13 protein-coding genes and 1 pseudogene are annotated in these 18,755 nt (G+C 68.8%); 7 read left to right on the top strand and 7 right to left on the bottom strand.

Features of this window, described 5'->3' with window-relative positions:
- Positions 1–28: 28 nt before the first annotated feature.
- Entirely contained in the window at positions 29–517 is a 489-nt protein-coding gene (locus ABD017_RS09335) for a hypothetical protein (RefSeq protein ID WP_343882483.1), read from the bottom strand.
- Positions 518–1,169: 652 nt separating this feature from the next.
- On the opposite strand from ABD017_RS09335, the gene ABD017_RS09330 reads away from it, so the two are divergent.
- Together ABD017_RS09330 and ABD017_RS09325 are read left to right on the top strand one after the other, a co-directional pair.
- Entirely contained in the window at positions 1,170–1,784 is a 615-nt protein-coding gene (locus ABD017_RS09330; RefSeq protein WP_343882481.1) for a hypothetical protein, read from the top strand.
- Between the two features lie 144 nt (positions 1,785–1,928).
- Positions 1,929–2,936, top strand: coding sequence for a DUF535 family protein (locus ABD017_RS09325; protein WP_343882479.1), 1,008 nt, complete (start codon positions 1,929–1,931; stop codon positions 2,934–2,936).
- 119 nt (positions 2,937–3,055) lie between these two features.
- Here the strand turns inward: ABD017_RS09325 and ABD017_RS09320 are convergent, their stop codons facing one another.
- From ABD017_RS09320 to ABD017_RS09310, 3 genes are all read right to left on the bottom strand, one after another.
- Complete coding sequence (locus tag ABD017_RS09320) at positions 3,056–5,467, bottom strand: TonB-dependent siderophore receptor (RefSeq protein ID WP_343882477.1); 2,412 nt, start codon at positions 5,465–5,467, stop codon at positions 3,056–3,058.
- A gap of 84 nt (positions 5,468–5,551) precedes the next feature.
- Entirely contained in the window at positions 5,552–6,559 is a 1,008-nt protein-coding gene (locus tag ABD017_RS09315) for a FecR family protein (protein WP_343882475.1), read from the bottom strand.
- Positions 6,559–7,140 carry an RNA polymerase sigma factor gene (locus ABD017_RS09310; RefSeq protein WP_343882473.1) on the bottom strand — a complete coding sequence of 194 codons (582 nt, stop codon included), beginning with the start codon at positions 7,138–7,140 and terminating at the stop codon, positions 6,559–6,561. The genes ABD017_RS09315 and ABD017_RS09310 overlap by 1 nt, the downstream gene beginning before the upstream one ends.
- Positions 7,141–7,317: 177 nt before the next feature.
- Between ABD017_RS09310 and ABD017_RS09305 the strand changes: the two genes are divergently transcribed.
- A complete protein-coding gene (locus ABD017_RS09305) occupies positions 7,318–11,415 on the top strand; it encodes a hypothetical protein (RefSeq protein ID WP_343882471.1) in 4,098 nt (1,365 codons plus the stop codon).
- Positions 11,408–12,235 carry a peptide chain release factor N(5)-glutamine methyltransferase gene (prmC, locus tag ABD017_RS09300; protein WP_343882469.1) on the top strand — a complete coding sequence of 276 codons (828 nt, stop codon included), beginning with the start codon at positions 11,408–11,410 and terminating at the stop codon, positions 12,233–12,235. Before ABD017_RS09305 ends, prmC begins: the two co-directional genes overlap by 8 nt.
- 79 nt (positions 12,236–12,314) lie before the next feature.
- On the opposite strand, the gene dxs is transcribed toward prmC, so the two are convergent.
- Positions 12,315–14,201, bottom strand: a complete 1,887-nt coding sequence (gene dxs / locus ABD017_RS09295; protein ID WP_343882467.1) for a 1-deoxy-D-xylulose-5-phosphate synthase — start codon at positions 14,199–14,201, stop codon at positions 12,315–12,317.
- A gap of 134 nt (positions 14,202–14,335) precedes the next feature.
- Between dxs and ABD017_RS09290 the strand changes: the two are divergent.
- A pseudogene (locus ABD017_RS09290) lies at positions 14,336–14,719 on the top strand (low affinity iron permease family protein); the annotation flags it as partial.
- Between the two features lie 174 nt (positions 14,720–14,893).
- On the opposite strand, the gene ABD017_RS09285 reads toward ABD017_RS09290, so the two are convergent.
- The gene (locus tag ABD017_RS09285; RefSeq protein WP_343882464.1) at positions 14,894–15,511 is read right to left on the bottom strand and encodes an HNH endonuclease; all 618 of its coding nucleotides are present in this window, start codon (positions 15,509–15,511) and stop codon (positions 14,894–14,896) included.
- Between the two features lie 232 nt (positions 15,512–15,743).
- Here ABD017_RS09285 and ABD017_RS09280 point away from each other — a divergent pair, with 232 nt between their 5' ends.
- Positions 15,744–16,505 (top strand): SapC family protein, encoded by a 762-nt coding sequence (locus tag ABD017_RS09280; RefSeq protein ID WP_343882462.1) that lies wholly within the window; start codon positions 15,744–15,746, stop codon positions 16,503–16,505.
- A gap of 110 nt (positions 16,506–16,615) precedes the next feature.
- On the opposite strand, the gene ABD017_RS09275 is transcribed toward ABD017_RS09280, so the two are convergent.
- Positions 16,616–17,092, bottom strand: coding sequence for a GNAT family N-acetyltransferase (locus ABD017_RS09275; protein WP_343882461.1), 477 nt, complete (start codon positions 17,090–17,092; stop codon positions 16,616–16,618).
- 128 nt (positions 17,093–17,220) lie between these two features.
- On the opposite strand from ABD017_RS09275, the gene ABD017_RS09270 reads away from it, so the two are divergent.
- The gene (locus ABD017_RS09270) at positions 17,221–18,660 is read left to right on the top strand and encodes an RNB domain-containing ribonuclease (RefSeq protein WP_343882460.1); all 1,440 of its coding nucleotides are present in this window, start codon (positions 17,221–17,223) and stop codon (positions 18,658–18,660) included.
- The last annotated feature ends 95 nt before the right edge of the window (positions 18,661–18,755 follow it).

Genomic DNA, 18,755 nt, shown 5'->3' with positions numbered 1-18,755 from the left:
TACCGGCGCTACCCGCGCCGGTATCGCCTCAGCCCGAAGGGGCCGTTACCTCATCGCGAGGCAACGGCCCCTTCGGCACATTGGCGTCCAGCCAGTCGATGACAAACCGCTCCAGCGCCACCCGCGGCGGCACCTCGACACCCGCCGTCCGTACAAAAGCCGCCGCCTTGATGAAAGCCTGCCGCGCCTGACTACCCGCCTGCCGCGCCGCCGCCTGCTGCTGCCGCAACCGCACGATGTGCGCGGATGGCCGGCCGGGCTTGGCGAATTTCTGATAGCGCCGCAACGCATCGGCCACCAGCTCGCCATCCAGCGACGCCTGCAGCACCGCCTTGCGCGCTTTCAGCAACTCAATCAAGTCAGTGACGACAGGTGTGGATGGGCCACCGTCCGCGGTGAGAAGGATGCACGCCAGCGATGGCGACAGCGACGTGGCCGTGACCCGCTGAATGGCCGCACCAGTGTGCTCCAGGTCGTGCAGGAAACCTGCGTGGGGGAAGGGCTTTGGCGTTGCCATGGCTGAGCCGATGGGTGGGAGACGGCGACCATACGTCGTTCAAATGCCAGGCGCCATGGCGGTGTTGATCTTCCGAATTCAACTGTAGGAGCGACTTCAGTCGCGACGCTCTTGCTCCGATGCCCGCCGCACAGAGCCTTCAGAGCAAGCGCTTTCGTCTGCCTGCGGCTGCCGAGTTACTTATCTCTTGCGTGGCAAGAGATAACCAACAGAGAAGGCCACCCCGCTTGGCGCTCGCCGCCCATCCATGGGCGGCAAGTCGGTGAGCCGGCGCTGGCTTTTCGACAGGGCATCCTGCCCTGGCGAAAAGGAGCCGACAACGGGCAACCGCTCCTGCGTTGCCTCAACTCCGGCGTCCATGCCGTCGCCGTGTCGACTCCCGCTTCGCGGCTTGTCGTCCCCGACTCACCGCCGCAAGGGACCCCGGGTAGAGCGGCGCGCCATCCTGGCGCGCACTCGGTGCGCAACTGCTGCGCGGTCGCGAGAGCTTGTGGCTTCTGGCGTTGGATGGATATTTCTACTGGGGCCAGTGTCTGTTGTCGGCCAGAAGCGGACATTCCGTATAGTGGAGGCAAGAGATAGTAAGAAAATAACTGCACCCGCTGTTTCTAGCACATCCGCACCTAACTAGCCTGGGCGGAGTCGACTGCGCATGAATCCGAAGACTGAATCTGAACTTCTGTTTGAAGCGTTCTGCACCCATCACGGACTTCGGTGGGAGCCCATCGACACCGACACGACGTCGAGACCGGACTACCTCCTAACTGTGGGTGAGATATCCATTGCTGTCGAGATCAAACAGCTCGATGAATTAGTGGGGTTCAATCCGGGCGGTGTCAGCAGTCGGACGCTGGGGCAGCACGTACGCGCAGCTATCAAGAGCGCGCGCGACCAGATCAAGTGGGCACATCAGGCGAACATGCCCGGATTGCTTATCGTCTATAACGCGCGTGATCCGTGGCAGATTTTCGGCTCGGAAGAGCACGACTTCACTACCGGGATGTATGGCGAGCTGACAGCCAACGTCTCGGTTGTTAGCGGACGTCGCAGTACCTTCTTTCATGGCAGGAACGCAAGGTTACGCGCTGATGACAATATGTGGTTCAGTGGCGTCGGGCATCTCGTCCGTCATGCCTCCGGCTCACCGACTCTGACCGTCTACGAAAACGTACACGCTAAACACGTCTTGCCCTTTGAACAATTGGCGCCCTACGTCGATGTAAAACGGATCGAGATCGAAGAAGTAAATCCTTTTCCTGCGCCGTAACAAGGAGCCTTATGGACAGGCGTCCAGACCAGACGGTACCGGTTGGGTGGGCCACAAACAGCGGCCTGTAGCAAGTCGACCACCATTTCAAAATCCCCCCGCTCGCACGTCTAACAGTTCAACTCGGCATGACGAGACGAACCGATGGGCATCGCACAAAGTACGACCGGCATGTTGTGGCTGGAGGCATTGCGCCGGCGCTGGTCGCTGCGGCGGACGGCGGGCGAGAGTCGGTGGCAGTTTGTGGTGCGGATGGCCGGCTGGGTGCGGTTGTGCGTTTGGCAGACGCGCTGGCTGCGGGCGCTGGACGCGCGGGAGACGCTTCGGCGGGCGGCGCGGGCGGACCCGGGGCTCTACGAGCGTTGGCATCGGCCGTATATTTCGACGCATTTCGATGGCGGGACGCGGCGGCGCATCGTGCGTTCGCACTATGCGTTCGTGATGCGGCGTTTTCCGGCGCGGCTGCGCGAGCGCATCGTGGCGGGTGGCAGTGTGCGGCTGGCCACGTTGCGGCTGGATGGCGCCTGCGGGGTGTACCTGAGCCTGCGCAAACCCTCGCGCGGCGAGGCGGGCGAGCTGAGCCTGTTGCTGCTGACGCTGGACAAGCAGGTGCTGGCGTCGTGCACCCTCACTTTCGACCGCTGCGACAGCGTCATCATTGGCGCGATCAGCGATGCGGGGCCGCATACCCCGGCCGAGGCGGTGCGCGAATTCGTCCAGGCCAGCCACGGCCTGCATCCGACCGATCTGCTGGTGTCGCTGGTGCAGGAGCTGGCGGCGGTGCATGGCTTGAAGCGCATCCGTGCGGTCGCGTCATCGGCGCGCGTGGCCGCTACGGGGCACGGGATCGATGGCGATGCGTTCTGGCAGCGACAGGGCGGCCTGCCGGTCGAGTCGGGGTGTTACGAAGTGCCGCTGTCGCTGGTGCGGGTAGCGTGCGTCGATGGGCCTCGCAGCCGCCGCGAGAAGCGGCAGCAGCGGGAGGCTTTCCGCGACAGGGCCTGCGCGGCGTTTGCCGCGGCCTTCCGCGTGACCGACGGGCGTTTTCCCGCCGGCGCAGCCTCGCGCGATGCCGGCGTGGTCCGCGCACGCGCCTCGCTGGCGCAGCGGCCGGCGTCGGAACATGGCGGCATGCTGGTGGCCGGCCTGTGAAGCGCGCGCGTTCCATAGGACAGATCGTCATCCCGGTGAAAGCGGGGATTCAGTGCGCCGGCAGCATGAAGGCACTGGATTCCAGCGTTCGCTGGAATGACGAAATGGGCTTTTCCAGGCTAGAAATCGCAGGTGGCGCTGAGCAGGAACGTCCGCCCCTCGCGCACCGGCACGAACGACGATTCGGCGTTGACCGCGTACAGGGTGCGCGCGAACAGGTTTTTCATGCCCAGCGTCACCGACCAGGCATTGCCGTACCAGGTCAGGTTGGCCTCGGCGCTGAGCTGGCCGGGGATGTCGAAGTAGCCGCCGCTTTCCACGCGGCCGCGGGTGCGCGAGCGCGCGAACGCGCCGCCGGCCACGCCCCAGGATTGCAGCGCGCTGCCCTGGAAGCGGTAGCTGGCCCAGGCGTTCCATTGATGCCGCGGCGCGCCGTACGGAAGGCTGCCGTCGTGGTTGCGGACGCGCGCGCCGGTGTAGCTGGCCGATATGTCCAGGCCGGGCATGATCTGGCCCTGGAACTCCACCTCCACGCCGCTGTTGGTCTGGCCCGGGCCGGGCACGGCGAAGTGCGGCGGTTCCGGCGATACCCGGTTGATGCCGTGATCCAGCCGGATGCGGTACCACGCTGCGCTCAGTCGGGCGCGCTGGTCGAACAGGTCCAGCTTGGTGCCCACCTCGATCTGGCGCGACACCGACGGCGGCAGCGGGCGGCCATCCTCGCCGAGCAGCGCGTCCACCTGGAAGCCGGTGTTGCTGGAGGCATAAAGCGAGAGGTCCGGTGCGGGCTTGTAGACCACGCCCAGGCGCGACACCCACTTGGACTTTCGCGTGGTGGGCGCCTGGCCGCCGGTGAGTTCGTAGGTGGCGTGGCGCACGGTCGCCAGCACGTTCCATGACTCGCCGATCGACAACTGGTCCTGCACGAAGATCCCGGTGTTGCTGGACCAGGCGCCGCCCAGCGGCCGCGTGCGCATCAGCTTGGCGTCCTGCGAGGTGACCGAGGGCAGCAGCTGCAGCTCGGCGTTGATGGTGGCGCCGGTGGTGCGCATGCCCGATTCGGCGCTGTCGCCGGTGTGCGTGCGGGCATAGTCCACGCCCAGCAGCACGTCGTGCACCAGCGGCCCCTGGTCGAAGCTGGCCGCCAGCTCGTTTTGCAGCGTGTAGAACGCGTCGGCATAGCGGTAGGTGCTGGCCACTGCCTCGGTGAGGCCGAAACGCTGCGTATCGGAGAATGCCCAGGCCTGCCCGCTGCTGCGCTGGCTCACGTACTGGCCGCGGCTGCGCAGGCTCCAGCGCTCGCCCAGCGCCTGCTCGGCCATGTAGAACGCGCGCCGGGTGCGAAACCTGGCGTGGTCGTCCGGGCTGCCCAGCAATACGTTGAATGACGACGTCTCGGCCAACGAGGGGCCCAGCAGCACGGTGTGGTCCGGCACCGGCACGCGGTTGTCGATGTACTCGAGGCCGAGCAGCAGGTAAGTGGTGTCGCCCTGCCAGGCGATGGACGGCGCCAGGTAGCCGCTGCGCTGGCCGTGGTAGCCCTGCACCGTGCGGCCGGCGCGATTGCCGGCGGCGATCAGGCGATAGCTCAGGTTGCCCTGCGGATCCAGCGGTCCGGCCAGGTCGATGCCCAGCCGCGTGCCGTCGTAGCGCCCGGTGGAAAACATCAGTTGCCGCACCGGTTCGGCCTGCGGCCGCTTCATCACGATGTTGACCGAGCCGCCGAAATTGTCGGCCACCGAGGGCTCGCCGAGGATCGTCTCCGGCCCCTTCAGCACCTCGACCCGTTCGATGCCGATCAGCGGCGGCAGATCCTCGATGCGTGCCACGCCGTTGGGCATGCCGTCGGTCAGGCCGTTGCCGGTGCTGAAGCCGCGGATGCGGAACAGCGGCGGGCCGCCGAAACCGTCCACGTAATCCACGCCCGCCACGTGGCGCACCACGTCGGCCACTTCGAAGGCCTGGCGCGAATCCATCAGGTCGCGCGTGACGATGCTCACCGACTGCGGCAGGTCGGTCAGCGCCGCATCCGTGCGCGTGGCGCCGCGGGTGGTCTTGCCGATGAAGCCCACGTCGTACAGCACCAGGCCGGAAACCTGCACCGCATCCAGGGTCGAGACGATCGGCACGCTGGGCTTGGTGCCGCTGAGCCGGCTTTCGTAGGAGATCGCGGGGGTGAAATCGCGCTGGCGTACCACTACCGTGCGGCGGCCGATCACCTCGTAATCCAGCCCGGTGCCCTTGAGCAGATGCGCCAGCGCGGCCTCCACCTTCAACGTGCCGGTGGTGCCGGTGCTACGCCGCCCCGCGATCGCGGTGCTGGAGGTGAGGATCTGCACGTCGGCCTGGCGGCCCAGCGCCATCAGCGCGCTGGACAGCGGCTGCGGCGGAATCGAGAAGCGGGTCTTGCCGTCCCTCAGCGAGAGGCTTGGCGCGGCGTCGGCACGATCGGGACAGCCCGCCACAACACCCCACGCCAGGCAGGCGAGCAGCGCAGGCCGCAGCCATCGTGCCGCGCGGCGCGGCGTCATCGGCAGCTCCGCGGCGTGCGCCCATCGCGGCGGTGGCGCTTACGTTCCGCCATCTTGCCTGCCCTGCATCGACGCGTGATCCGGTTAGGGTTGCCCGGCGCTCGAAAGCACCACGTGGTCGGCGAAGGTGCTTACCTGCACCGGGAAAACATGCGGCAGGGCGCCCACCCAGCTGTCGATGGTAGTGGTGTTGACGGTGCCGGTGAACATCAGTTCGCCCAGGCGCGGATCGGCCAGCTGTATCGGCTGGCGGCTGTAGCGGTTGACGTTGGCCAGCACCGCCGACAGCGGCTCGTTGACGAACTCCAGCCGATGCCGGCGCCACGCCGCCGCGTGCTCCACCGCCACTTCGGAAACGCTGATCGCGCCGGTGGCCGGGTCGTACTCGGCGCGCTGCCCGGCCACCAGATCCAGCCGGCCGGAGGCGGCGCCGCCACCCGGCGATGCGCCGGCGGACGGCGACAGCCGCACGCGTCCCTCGGTCACCGCCACGCTGACCCGCTGCCCGGTTCGCCGCACGTTGAACGCGGTGCCCAGGTCCTCGATGTGCAACGGGCCGGCGCTGACCACGAACGGGCGGTCGCGGTCATGGGTGACGGTGAAAAACGCCTCGCCGGTGCGAAGGTCGACAGCGCGCCGATCGTCGGCGTAACGGGTGGTCAAGGTCGATGCGGCGCCGAGCTGGACCGCCGTGCCATCGGCCAGCTGGATGTCGCGGTCCTCGCCCACGGCGCTGGTGTATTGCTGCGATGGCGCGGCCATGTCCAGCCGCCCGCCCAGCAGCCACCAGCTGCCCAACGCCAGGCCGATCACGGCAGCCGCGGCGGCGGCCAGCAGCGGGCGGCGCGGACGAGCCGCGCGGCGGGGAGCGAACTCGTCGATCAACTGCTGGCGCTGCTCACTTGGCGCGTGCGCGACCGCCTCGCCCAAGACGTTGAGCTGCGCGAAGGCTTGCGCGTTGGCGGGGTCGGCCGCCATCCACGCGCTCCAGCGGTCGAGCAGGTCGGTGGAAGGCTCCGGATCGCGCAGCTGCGTCCACCAGATCGCCGCCGTATGCATGGGGTCTTTCCCGAACTCGGTCGTGTTGGCCATTACGGCGCCTCCGGTGCAAAACAGCGTTCTCGACAGTGCGCCATGGCATGGCTGACGTGATAGCGGACCATCCGTTCGCTGAGTTTCATGTCGGTCGCAATCGCGGCGAACGAACGGCCCTCCACCACGTGCAGCACGAACGCGCGGCTGGCCTTGGCAGGCAGCTCGCGCAGCGCCGCCTGCACCTTCTTCCACTGCTGGCTGGCCCACAGGTGCTGCTCGGGCCATGGCGTGGCGTGCACGTTGTCGTCCATCGGGTCGGGTGGCGCGTTGGCGCGCACCACGCGTTTGCGCAGGTAGTCCATCGACTGGTTGATCGCCATGCGGAACAGGAACGCGCGCGGGGATTCCACGTGCGTGAGGTCATTCATCGTCAGCAACTTCACATAGACTTCCTGCGCGATCTCCTGCGCGTCGGTGCGCGAACTGAGACGGCATTGCAGCAACGCCACCAGGGCGTCGTGATGATCGCGATACAGCGCAGCCACCTGCCCGGCATGGGCGGAAGGGCCGCCTTCGCGCGGGGCCTGGTGGCGGGGATGTTCCATGCGGTACGGGCTGTCCATCGGCAGCAGGGTCATGGCGCTCGGCGCGGGTTTTCGGCGTTCTCCTGTCAGAGACGTGCGAACCGGGCGATTTTGAAATGGCGGGCTTTTCCCGGCGGATTGTATCGGCCGTGGACGCAGGAGATGGCGCGCCCTGCGCGCGCCGCGTTGCACCTACACTGTGCCGGCCAGCAGGCACACAGGGAGAAATGCATGCGTCGTCGATCGCCAGGATTGCCCGGTCTTGGGCTGTTGGGTTTGCTGTGGTTGCTGTTTGCTGTGCCGTCGCTGGCGCAGGACGTGCCGCCGCCGCTGCGCGACTGGCAGGGCTGGGTGCTGCACGACGTGCCGCAGCACGACTGCCCGTTTCTGGCCGGCCGCATGCCCGGCGATGGCAGCTACCGCTGCGCGTGGCCGGGCCGGCTGACCGTGGAGGCGGACAAGGACGGCGGCCGTTTCCGTCTTGACGTGCACGTGGATGCGGCCAGCTGGGTGGCGTTGCCGGGCGATGCCCGCAACTGGCCGCAACAGGTCAGCATCGACCGTCAGGCGGCCACCGTACTGCAACGCGGCGGAGTGCCGATGCTGTGGCTGGCGCCGGGCGATTACCAACTGAGCGGCACGCTGCCGTGGGTGGCGCGGCCGGCGCGGCTGCGCGTGCCGGCCGCGATCGGGCTGGTGGCGCTGACCGTCGATGGCGCCGCGGTGGCGCGCGTCGAGCGCAATGGCGACCAGCTCACCCTCGGCGAGGCGGCCGCCGCGCAGCGCGCCGCCGACGCCTTGTCGCTGCGCGTTTATCGCCGCCTCGACGATGGCCTGCCGGCCACCTTGCAGACCCGGCTGCAGCTCACCGTCAGCGGCAGTGCGCGCGAACAACTTCTGGGGCCGGTGCTGCCGGCCGGCTTCGTCGCCACCGCCCTGTCCGGCGAGCTGCCGTCGCGGCTGGAAAGCGATGGCCGGCTGCGCGTGCAACTGCGCCCGGGGGAGTGGACCGTGTCGCTGGACGCGCGAAGCTTGGCGCCGCTGCACAAGGTGGCGCTGAAACTGCCCGCGGCGCCGTGGCCGCGCCAGGAAATCTGGAGCTATGCCGACGACACCGGTCTGCGCAGCACGCGCGTCGAAGGCCATGCCACCGATGCCGCGCAGGCGGGCGTGCCGGGCGAGTGGAGCGAGCTGCCGGCGTTTGTGCTGGATGACGATGCGGGATTGGCGATCGAGCAGGGCAGCCGTGGCGGCGAAGGCGGGCAGAGTGACCAGCTGCGCCTGCAGCGGCAGATGTGGCTCGACTTCGATGGTCGCGGCCTCAGCGTCGCCGACACGCTGACGGGTGAACTGCGCCACCGCCAGCGGCTGGACGTGGCGGCACCGTGGCAATTGCAGCGCGCCAGCCAGGCCGGCGATCCGCTGCTGGTCACTCAAGGCGAACACGGTGCCGGCGGCGTCGAGTTGCGCGATCGCACGCTCGATCTCGCCGCAGGTTTGCGCCTGGCCGCGCATGCAGGCGCGATCCCCAGTGCCGGCTGGCAGGTGCCGCTGGAAAGCATCGACGCCACCCTGCACCTGCCGGCCGGCTATCGCCTGCTGGGCGCGGTCGGCGTGGATCGCTCACCCGATTCGTGGGTGGCCCAGTGGAGCCTGCTCGACCTGTTCGTGCTGGCGCTGGTCGCCCTGCTGGCCGGCCGGCTGCTGGGCTGGCCGTGGGCGTTGCTGGCGGCGGGCTACCTGGTGCTGGCGCAGCACGAGAACGGCGCGCCGTTGTGGGGCATCGCCGTCGTGCTGGCACTGGCGCTGCTGCTGCGGGCGCTGCCCGAAGGACGCCTGCGTGCGACGGCGCGCATCGGCGCCATGGTCGTCTTTGCGCTCACCGTGCTGTCGACCCTGCCGTTCGCCGCCAGCCAGCTGCAGTACGCGTTGCATCCGCAGCTTGAGGGACAGGGGGTGGAGCACGCACATCCGCAGAAAAAGGAGCGTGTTCTGCGGGACGAGTTCGTTACGCCGCCCGCGCCACCGGCTCCATCCGCGCCGGCCCCCGCGATCGCGGAGATGGCGAGCATGGCCAGTCCATCGCCGCGGCTGGCATCGCGGTCCGGCGTCAACGTCCGTATCGCCGCGGCCACCGTCGACAAGTCGGCCGATCGCCTCGACCCCCGCAGCGTGGTCCAGGCCGGCGCCGGCATGCCGCATTGGGATCAGGGCAACAACTACCGCCTCGGCTGGTCCGGGCCGGTGACGGTGGAGCAGAGCAGCCGGCTGGTGATTGCGCCGGCATGGCTGGTGCGCCTGCTGCGGGTGGTGATGGTGCTGTTGCTGGCGGTGCTGCTGGGGCGGCTGGTCATGGTGTTGGGACTGCCGTGGCGCGATCGCTGGCCGCGCTGGCGCGGCCGCGGCGTGGCGGGTGCGGCGCTGCTGGCGCTGGCGCTGCTGCCGCACGGCGTGCGGGCGCAGGCAATGCCGAGCGAACAGCTGCTCGACCAGTTGCGCACCCGCCTCACCGAAGCGCCGGCGTGCGCGCCGAACTGCGCCGCCCTGGCACAGGCGCAGTTGCGCGCCAGCGGCGAGACGCTGGAGGTCGAGCTGGAGGCCCACATCGGGGCCCCCGTGGCCCTGCCGTTGCCGCAGGCCGATGACGCCACGCCCTTGCTCGCGGTGGCTGTGGATGGCCAGGCTGACGCGCCGCTCACCCGCGACGCCGGACAGCTGCTGCTGCGGCTGGATCGCGGCGTGCATCGCATCAGCCTGCATTACCGCATCGCCGACGCGGACAGCACGAACCTGCGCTTTGCGCAGCGGCCGCAGCGCGTCGGTTTCAGCGGCGAGGGCTGGTCGCTCGATGGCGCCGACGACGGCCGCGCGCTGGGCGACAGCATTGCGCTGCACCGCGTGCGCACGACCGACGACGGCAAGCGCCTGCCGCCCAGCCAGAGTTTCCCGCCGTATGTGAAGCTCACCCGCACCCTGGTCCTGGGCCTGGACTGGACCGTGCAGAACGTGGCCGAGCGCATCGCGCCGCAGCAGGGCGGTTTCAGCATCACCTTGCCGCTGCTCCCCGGCGAGCATCCGCAGGGCGATGACGCGCGGGTCAGGGATGGGCGGATCAGCGTCACCTTCAATGCCAACAGCAACACGGTCAGCTGGACCAGCCGCCTCGACCAGGTCGCCGCGCTGGCGCTCAAGGCACCGGCGCTGGGCGAACGGGCGGAGGTGTGGAGCATCCAGGCCGCGCCGATGTGGCATGTTGAGGCGAAGGGCGTGCCGGCCAGCGCCAGCGAGGACGGCCTGCTGTACCGGCCCTTGCCGGGCGAAACCCTGCAGCTCGCCTTCAACCAGCCGGCGGCCGTGAAGGGCGACAGCCTGGCCTTCGACGGTGTCGAACTTGCCAGCACGGCCGGCGAACGGGCCACGGAAACGGCATTGAACCTGCGCGCACGCAGCACCCGCGGCGGCGAGCATGCGATCGACCTGCCGGCGGGGACCGAGCTGCTGGAGGCGCAGCGCGACGGGCAGCCGGTCGCGCTGGCCGTGCGGGACGGCAAGCTCAGCCTGCCGCTGCTGCCCGGCGAGCACGGCTACCGCCTGCGCCTGCGCGAGCCCCGTGGCGTCACCGCCCGCGTACGCACGCCGGTGTTCGCCTTGCACGCGCCGGTGGCCAATATCGAGCTGACGCTGCAGCTGCCGCAGGACCGCTGGGTGCTGTGGACGTGGGGCCCGACGCAAGGGCCGGCGGTGCTGTACTGGTCGCAGCTGATCGTGCTGTTGCTGGCCGCCTGGCTGCTGGCGCGGTTCGCGCCCACGCCGCTGCGTTTTCACCACTGGCTGCTGCTGGGGCTGGGCTTCTCCGCCTTCGCGTGGAGCGCCTATGCGCTGGTGGTGCTGTGGCTGATCCTGCTTGGCCTGCGCGCGCGGGCGTCGACGGAGCGGTTCGGCGTGACCACGTTCAACCTGCTGCAGGCCGGCCTCGCCGGGCTCACGGTGCTGTCGCTGATCGTGCTGATCGGGGCGGTGCCGACCGGCCTGCTGGGCCTGCCGGACATGCACGTGGCCGGGCAGAATTCTGGTGCGTGGAACCTGCACTGGTTCGCCGATCAGAGCGCGAACGTGCTGCCCAGTGGCGGCGTGCTCAGCGTGTCGCTGTGGGTCTACAAGATCGCCATGCTGGCGTGGGCGCTGTGGCTGGCGAACGCGCTGATCGGCTGGCTGCGCTGGGGCTTCGAGGCCTGGACGCAAGGCGGCCACTGGCGCAAGAGCGCGCCGAAACCGGCCGCGGCACCGCCGCCGCTGCCGCCATCGGGGGGATCATCGCCCGATGCCTGAGGTGCGCCACCTGCTGGCCGCTGCCACCCAGCAACTCGGCGATCGCGCCGAGGCCGAATTGCTGCTGCTGCACGCGGTGCGGCAGCCGCGCAGCTGGCTGTTCGCGCACGCCGGGGACGACATCGATATGGACGTCCAGACGGTTTATGGAGAATTGCTTGAACGTCGCGCGCGCGGCGAGCCGGTCGCCTACATCACCGGCTCGCGCGGCTTCTGGTCGCTGGAGCTGGAGGTGACGCCGGCCACGCTGATCCCGCGCCCGGAGACGGAGCTGCTGGTGGAGCTGGCGCTGCAGCGCCTGCCGCGCGACTCGGCTTGTGCGGTGGCGGATCTGGGCACCGGCAGCGGCGCCGTGGCGCTGGCCTTGGCGAGCGAACGGCCGCGTTGCCGCGTGATTGCCACTGACGCCAGTGAAGCCGCGCTGGCGGTGGCCGCGCGCAATGCCGCGCGGTTGGGCATCGGCAACGTGGTGTTCGCCCAGGGCGACTGGATGGCGCCGCTGGGTGATGCCCGGTTCGAACTCATCGTCTCCAATCCGCCATACATCGAGGCCGGCGACGTCCACCTGGCGCGCGGCGACCTGCGTTTCGAACCGGCCACCGCGCTGGCCTCGGGCCGCGACGGGCTGGACGACATCCGGCGCATCGTGGCCACCGCGCGCCAGCACCTGCTGCCCGGCGGCTGGCTGCTGTTCGAACACGGCTGGAACCAGGGCGACGCCGCACGCGCGCTGCTGGAGCAAGCCGGCTACACCGACGTGTTCACCGCGCAGGACCTGGAACAACGCGACCGCGTTTCAGGGGCGCGCAACCCGGTGTAGGAGCGCACCCTGTGCGCGATTGCTCTTGCTCTTGCGAATCCCGAAAAGCGATCGCGCACACGGTGCGCTCCTGCAGAAATCAGCTGGCGTTGGCGATCGCCGCCGTCAATCGCGGAAACCGCACGTGGATGGCCTCGCGGATCTGCGGCAAGTCCAGCCCCGCCATGGTAAGCACTTCCTCGCGGCTGCCGTGTTCCAGATAGATGTCTGGAAGGCCAAGATGAAGGATGGGCAGGGTGATGCCGTTGGCCGCCAGGCACTCGGCCACGGCCGAACCGGCGCCGCCGGCGACGGCGTTGTCTTCCAGCGTGACGAAGCCTTCGTGGGTCCTGGCCAGCTCCAGGATCATCGCCTCGTCCAGCGGTTTCACGAAGCGCATGTTGACCAAGGTGGCGTCCAGTTCGGCGGCGATCACCGCCGCCGGCTCCAGCATCGCGCCGAAGCTGAGCAGGGACAGGCCGTGGCCGCGGCGCCGCCGCTGCGCCTTGCCGATGGGCAGGGTTTCCAGGTCGTGATGAGCCGCCACGCCTGAGCCCACGCCGCGCGGATAGCGCACGGCCGCGGGGCCGGGGTGGCGGTACGCGGTGGTCAGCATCGCGCGGCATTCGTTCTCGTCGGCCGGCGCCATGATCACCATGTGCGGCAGGCAGCGCAGGAAGGTGAGGTCGAAGCTGCCCGCGTGGGTGGCGCCGTCGGGGCCGACCACGCCGGCGCGGTCGATGGCGAAGGTGACGTCGAGGTTCTGCAACGCCACGTCATGGATGGCCTGGTCGTAGGCGCGCTGCAGGAAGGTGGAGTAGATCGCCACCACCGGCTTGGCGCCTTCGCAGGCCATGCCCGCGGCCAGCGTCACCGCGTGCTGCTCGGCGATCGCCACGTCGAAATAACGCTGCGGGTACTCCTTCGAGAAACGCACCAGGCCCGAGCCCTCGCGCATCGCCGGGGTGATCGCCAGCAGGCGCGGATCGGTGGCGGCCATGTCGCACAGCCAGTCGCCGAAGATGTCGGTATAGGTGGGCCTGGTCGCCGCCTTCTTGGCCAGACCGGCCTGCGGGTCGAACGGCCCCACCGCGTGGTACTTGATCTGCGCCTGCTCGGCGGGCGCGTAGCCCTTGCCCTTGGTGGTGACCACGTGCAGCAGCTGCGGGCCGGGCAGGTTCTTCACCGTGCGCAGCGCCTGCAGCAGCTGCGGCATGTTGTGGCCGTCGATCGGCCCGGTGTAGTGGAAGCCCAGCTCCTCGAACAGCGTGCTGGGCACGAACATGCCCTTGGCGTGCTCCTCCCAGTTCTTGAACAGGCGCCCGAAGAACGACTGCCTGGGGATCGCCCGCTTGGCGCGCTCGCGCCACTGGTTGAGCCGCTGGCTGGCCATGGCGCGGGCCATCATCTTGGTCAGCGCGCCCACGTTCTCGCTGATCGACATGCCGTTGTCGTTGAACACCACCAGCATGTCCGGCTCCACGTCGCCGCCGTGGTTGAGCGCCTCGAACGCCATGCCGGCGGTCATCGCGCCATCACCGATCACCGCCACCACCTTGCGGGGGTCTCCCTGGCGCTGCGCGGCGATCGCCATGCCCAGCGCGGCCGAGATCGAGGTGGATGAATGGCCCACGCCGAACGTGTCGTATTCGCTCTCGGCGCGGCGCGGGAACGGCGCCAGCCCGTCCTTCTTCTTGATCGTGGTGATGCGGTCGCGGCGGCCGGTGAGGATCTTGTGCGGATAGCACTGGTGGCCCACATCCCACACCAGGCGGTCATGCGGCGTGTCGAACACGTGGTGCAGCGCCACGGTCAGCTCCACCACCCCCAGGCCGGCGCCGAAGTGGCCGCCGGAGCTGGCCACCGACTCGATCAGGTACTGGCGCAGCTCGTCGGCCACGGCCGGCAGGTCGTCGTCGCTCACGCGGCGAAGATCCGCCGGCGAGTCGATCGCGGCGAGGTGGGGGAAACGGGAAAGGTCGTTCATCCGCGTATTGTTGGGCCAGCGGCGAGGGGGAGCAAGCGTGGCGCCGTGAAATGGCGGCCCGCGGGCGGCGTCTGCACATCCGCCACACGGACGAGGCGGGATGCTGGCGGGAGTCAAGGCATGGGTAGGCCAACATGGGCAAGGTATCGCAATCGTTCCGTCATTTCGCCGAGGCGACGGCGCGTTATTCAGGCAAGCCGGGCGCGTTCCTGCTGGCCGCCGCCATGATCGTGGTGTGGGCGGCCACGGGGCCGCTGTTCGGTTTCGGCGACACCTGGCAGCTGGTGATCAACACCGGCACCACCATCATCACCTTCATGATGGTGTTCCTGATCCAGAACAGTCAGAACCGCGACAGCGCGGCACTGCAGATCAAGCTGGACGAGCTGATTCGCGCCACCGCCGCGCACAACGGCCTGCTCGACGTGGAGAACCTGGACGAGGACACGCTCGAGCGCATCCGCGAGAACTACCGCAAGCTGGCCGCGCGGCGCGAAGAGGAAGCCACCCGGTCGCGCGAGGGGAAAAAGGTGGAGGCGAAGCAGGAGCAGACCGAAGCCTGCGAGGAGATGGAGGAGATCGACCGCGAACTGCGCGAGCAGCGCCAGGTCGCCGAGGAGGAAGCGAAGGCCGCCGCGGCCGGCGACGAGAAGCCCGCCAGCTAGCCAGCTGGCGCCGCGGCTACCGGGCCGTCATGCCGCGTTGGCTTGTTCCGCTATCGGCCCGCGTCGGCTGCGCGGCAGGTGGCTCACCAGAAACTCCATCTGGTCGGCCAGGATATTGCGGTTGGACAGGATCAGGTGCTCCACCCAACTGGGCCGGTACGGCACCGCCAGCAGCGGCATGTTGGCCTGTTGCGGCGTGCGGTTGCTTTTTTTCAGGTTGCACGCCACGCAGGCGCTGACCACGTTTTCCCACTCGTCCTTGCCCTGGCGCGACAGCGGCAGCACGTGGTCGCGGGTGAGTTCGGCGCGGGTGAAATGCTCCCCGCAGTAGAGGCACAGGTGGCGGTCGCGGGCGAACAGTGCGGTGTTGGTCAACGCTGGCGCCGGGTCCACCGCGTGGTCGCGGCAGTGGCCGGTGCTGGCGATGATGGGGTGCAGGTGCAGCAGGCTCTGCACGCCGCGCAGGCGGTTGATGCCGCCGTGCACGGTCAGGCACGGGTCGCCCAGGGTCCAGGCCACGGCCTCGCGGACATACAGACATACGGCGTCCTGCCAGCTGATCCAGTCCAGGATGCGACCGGAAACATCCAGCGACAGCACGCGGGTCGCCTGGAGATCGGGCCGGTTCGGTACTTCCATCAGCATGTACGGATTCCTTCAGCGGCAGCGAAAGAGCGTTTGCGCGATGCAGATGGCGGCCAGCATAGACCAAAACCCCTTTCCGCCGCGCACAAGCTGCTGTCTCAACAAGCATTTGCCGCGGTTTCCCGGCGTGCGTCGGCGCTGATATAGTTGCCCATTCACAGACCCCGACGCCGGGTTTGGTAGGGGGCGCTTCGGTGGCGACCCCGGCACGGCGGGGCTAGAGGTAGGCAACGTGGCTGAAGTCCTTTTCTACGAGCGTCCGGTTCCGCTCAATCGCAACGCACACAAGGATCTGCGGCTGAAGCCGCTGGAGAGCCTGAAATTCGCCATCAGCGCCCATTCGGTGCCGCTGACCGGCGCCGAGTTCGCGGTGGCCGCGCGCGACATGATGATCGTGTTTGGCGGCAAGACGATTGCCGAGGCCGGCCCGCTGGCGGTGCTTGGCCTGCGCGAGAACGAAAACCTGTACGTGGACGCCGAGGGCCGGTGGGAGAGGGACGCCTACATCCCGGCATTCGTGCGCCGCTACCCGTTCGTGCTGGCGGAGAAGCCCGCGGGCGCCGAAGGCGACGATTTCACCGTGTTCCTGGACGAGGCCTACAGCGGCTTCAACACCAGCGAAGGCGAGCGCCTGTTCAAGGAGGACGGCAGCAACAGCGAGATGCTGACCAAGGCGGTCGGTTTCCTGGGTGAATTCCAGGACCAGGTGGCGCGCACCAAGTGGTTCATGGAGCAGCTGGTCAAGCACGACCTGCTGGAGCCTCGCAGCCTGCGGCTGGAGAAGGGCAACAAGACGATCAACCTCAACGGCCTGTTCATGGTCAACGAGGACAAGCTGCGCGCACTGGACGCCGCCACCACCCATGAGCTGCTGGTCAGCGGCGCGATGGGCTGGATCTACGCGCACCTGCTTTCGCTGGTCAACATCGACCGCGTGGCCCAGCGGCTGAGCGTGCGCGAACAGGGCGAAGCGGCCAATACCACGACCAACTGAGTTGGTGGTTGCCGGCGATGACGAACAAGCCGCCTTCGGGCGGCTTGTTTTTTTGCGGGATTCGGGAATCGGGATTGGGGATTGGCAGAAGCCAAAGAGCGAGGGCGGGCTCAGGCTACGGGTTTGGCAAGGCGCAGCAGGTCGGTGGCGAAACCGGCTGCGGCGTACAGCGCCCGCGCGCGTTCGTTGCCGGGGAAAACCGCCAGCGTCAGCAACCGGCAGCCGTGTTCCGCCGCCCACGTCTCGGCATGCGCCAGCAAGGCCTTGCCCACGCCGGTGCCTTCATGCCGCGCGGCGACGGCAAGATCCGAGATGTGCGCATTGCTTTGCCCGGTGAAGAAATCCACTGTGCGCTGCAGGTGGATGAACCCGGCCCGCGCGCCATTGGCGTCCTCGGCCACGAACAGGTAGCTGTTGGGTGGCTGGTCGTCCAGATGGCGCGTCAGGTCGCGGCGGATGCCACCGATGCACTCGTCCCGGCGCCGCCACGGCGGCAGCGCGAAGTCCACGAAACGGGTGGTCTGCGCGAGGATGAAATCGCCGTCTTCCTCTTCGGCCAGGCGGATCAGCAGGCGGGTGTCGGTCATGGCGTGATCGGGCGGGGCGGAGGCTGTCGTTTCTACACCTTGCCGCCGGCGCGCGGTAGCCGCCGATCGCGTGGTTGTATGTTGGAGGGATCGCGCCATCGAAACATCTCCAGCCAGGAAACCTCTGCATGTCGACCACCCGCCGCCTCCACATCAAGCCCGAAGCCGACGCGGCGTTCTCGCGCGGCCTGGGCGAGATCCAGCGCGACCTGCGCCTGCCGTCGGCGTTTCCGCCCGAGGTGGAAGCCGCTGCCGCGGCGGCCGCGGCCGAACCGCGCTGGCCGGCGCTGGATCGCAGCGACATTGCGCTGGTCACCATCGATCCGGCCGGCGCGATGGATCTGGACCAGGCCATGTACGTGGAGCGCACCGATGGCGGCTACCGCGTGCATTACGCGATCGCCGATGTCGCCGCCTTCGTCAGCGCGGGCGACCCGGTGGACCTGGAAGCCCATCGACGCGGCGAGACGCTGTATGGCGGCGAGACGAAGATCCCGCTGCATCCCAGGGTGCTGTCCGAGGGCGCCGCGTCGCTGCTGCCTGGTCAGCTGCGTCCGGCACTGTTGTGGACGATCGAGCTGGACGCCAGCGGCGAGGGCGTCGCGGTCGACGTGCGGCGGGCAAAGGTGCGCAGCCGCGCCAGGCTCGACTACGAGAGCGTGCAGAAGCGCCTCGACGCAGGCACCGCCGAGCCCATGTGGGCGGTGTTGCGCGAGATCGGCGAACTGCGCCGGCAGCGCGAAGTGGCCCGCGGCGGCGTGAGCCTGCCGCTGCCGGAGCAGGAAGTCAGCGTGGCCGACGGGCGATGGATGCTGGCCTTTCGCGCGCGCCTGCCGGTGGAGGACTGGAACGAACAGATCTCGCTGCTGACCGGCATGGCCGCCGCGTATCTGATGGTGCAGGCCGGGGTCGGCATCCTGCGCACGCTGCCGCCGCCCGATCCGCGCGCGCTGGCGCGGCTGCGCCTGACCGCGCGGGCGCTGGCGATCGACTGGCCCGCCGCGCTCGACTATCCGGACTTCATCCGTTCGCTGGACCCGTCCAACAGCCTGCACGTGGCCATGCTCACCGCCTGCACCAGCGTGTTGCGCGGGGCCGGCTACGCCGTCTTCAACGGTGCGGTGCCGGAGCAGTCGATGCATTCGGCGCTGGCCGCGCAGTACACCCACGCCACCGCGCCATTGCGGCGGCTGGTGGATCGTTACGTGGGCGAGATCTGCGTGGCCCTGTGCGCGAAGCAAGCTGTGCCGGAATGGGTGCTGGCGGCGCTGCCCGGATTGCCGACCACGATGCAGGCTTGCGGCCATCGCGCCGGCCAGTACGAGAACGCGGTGCTCAATCTGGCCGAAGCGGTGGTGCTGGCGCCGCGCGTGGGCGAGGTGTTTCCGGGCGCGATCGTCGAGGTGGCCCACGACGACCCGCGCAAGGGCACGGTCATCGTGCGCGAGCCGGCGATCGAGGCGACGGTTTCCTCGACGGCCACGCTGCCGCTCGGTGCCGACGTCCAGGTGAACCTGGTCCAGGCCGACCCGGTCAGCCGGACGACGCGTTTCGAGTGGGTCGGTTGACCGGGGGAGTTTGCGAAAAAATTTCGGCAGGATCGCCGTTCCTTCCCCCGTTTGCGGGGGAAGGTGGCGAAGACGGATGGGGGCGCGCGGCAAGC

It is taken from the genome of Rhodanobacter caeni, assembly GCF_039523575.1.
Classification (GTDB): Bacteria; Pseudomonadota; Gammaproteobacteria; order Xanthomonadales; family Rhodanobacteraceae; genus Rhodanobacter; species Rhodanobacter caeni.
The sequence above is the reverse complement of the archived record's forward strand: the minus strand, read 5'-3'. Positions and strand labels throughout refer to the sequence as shown.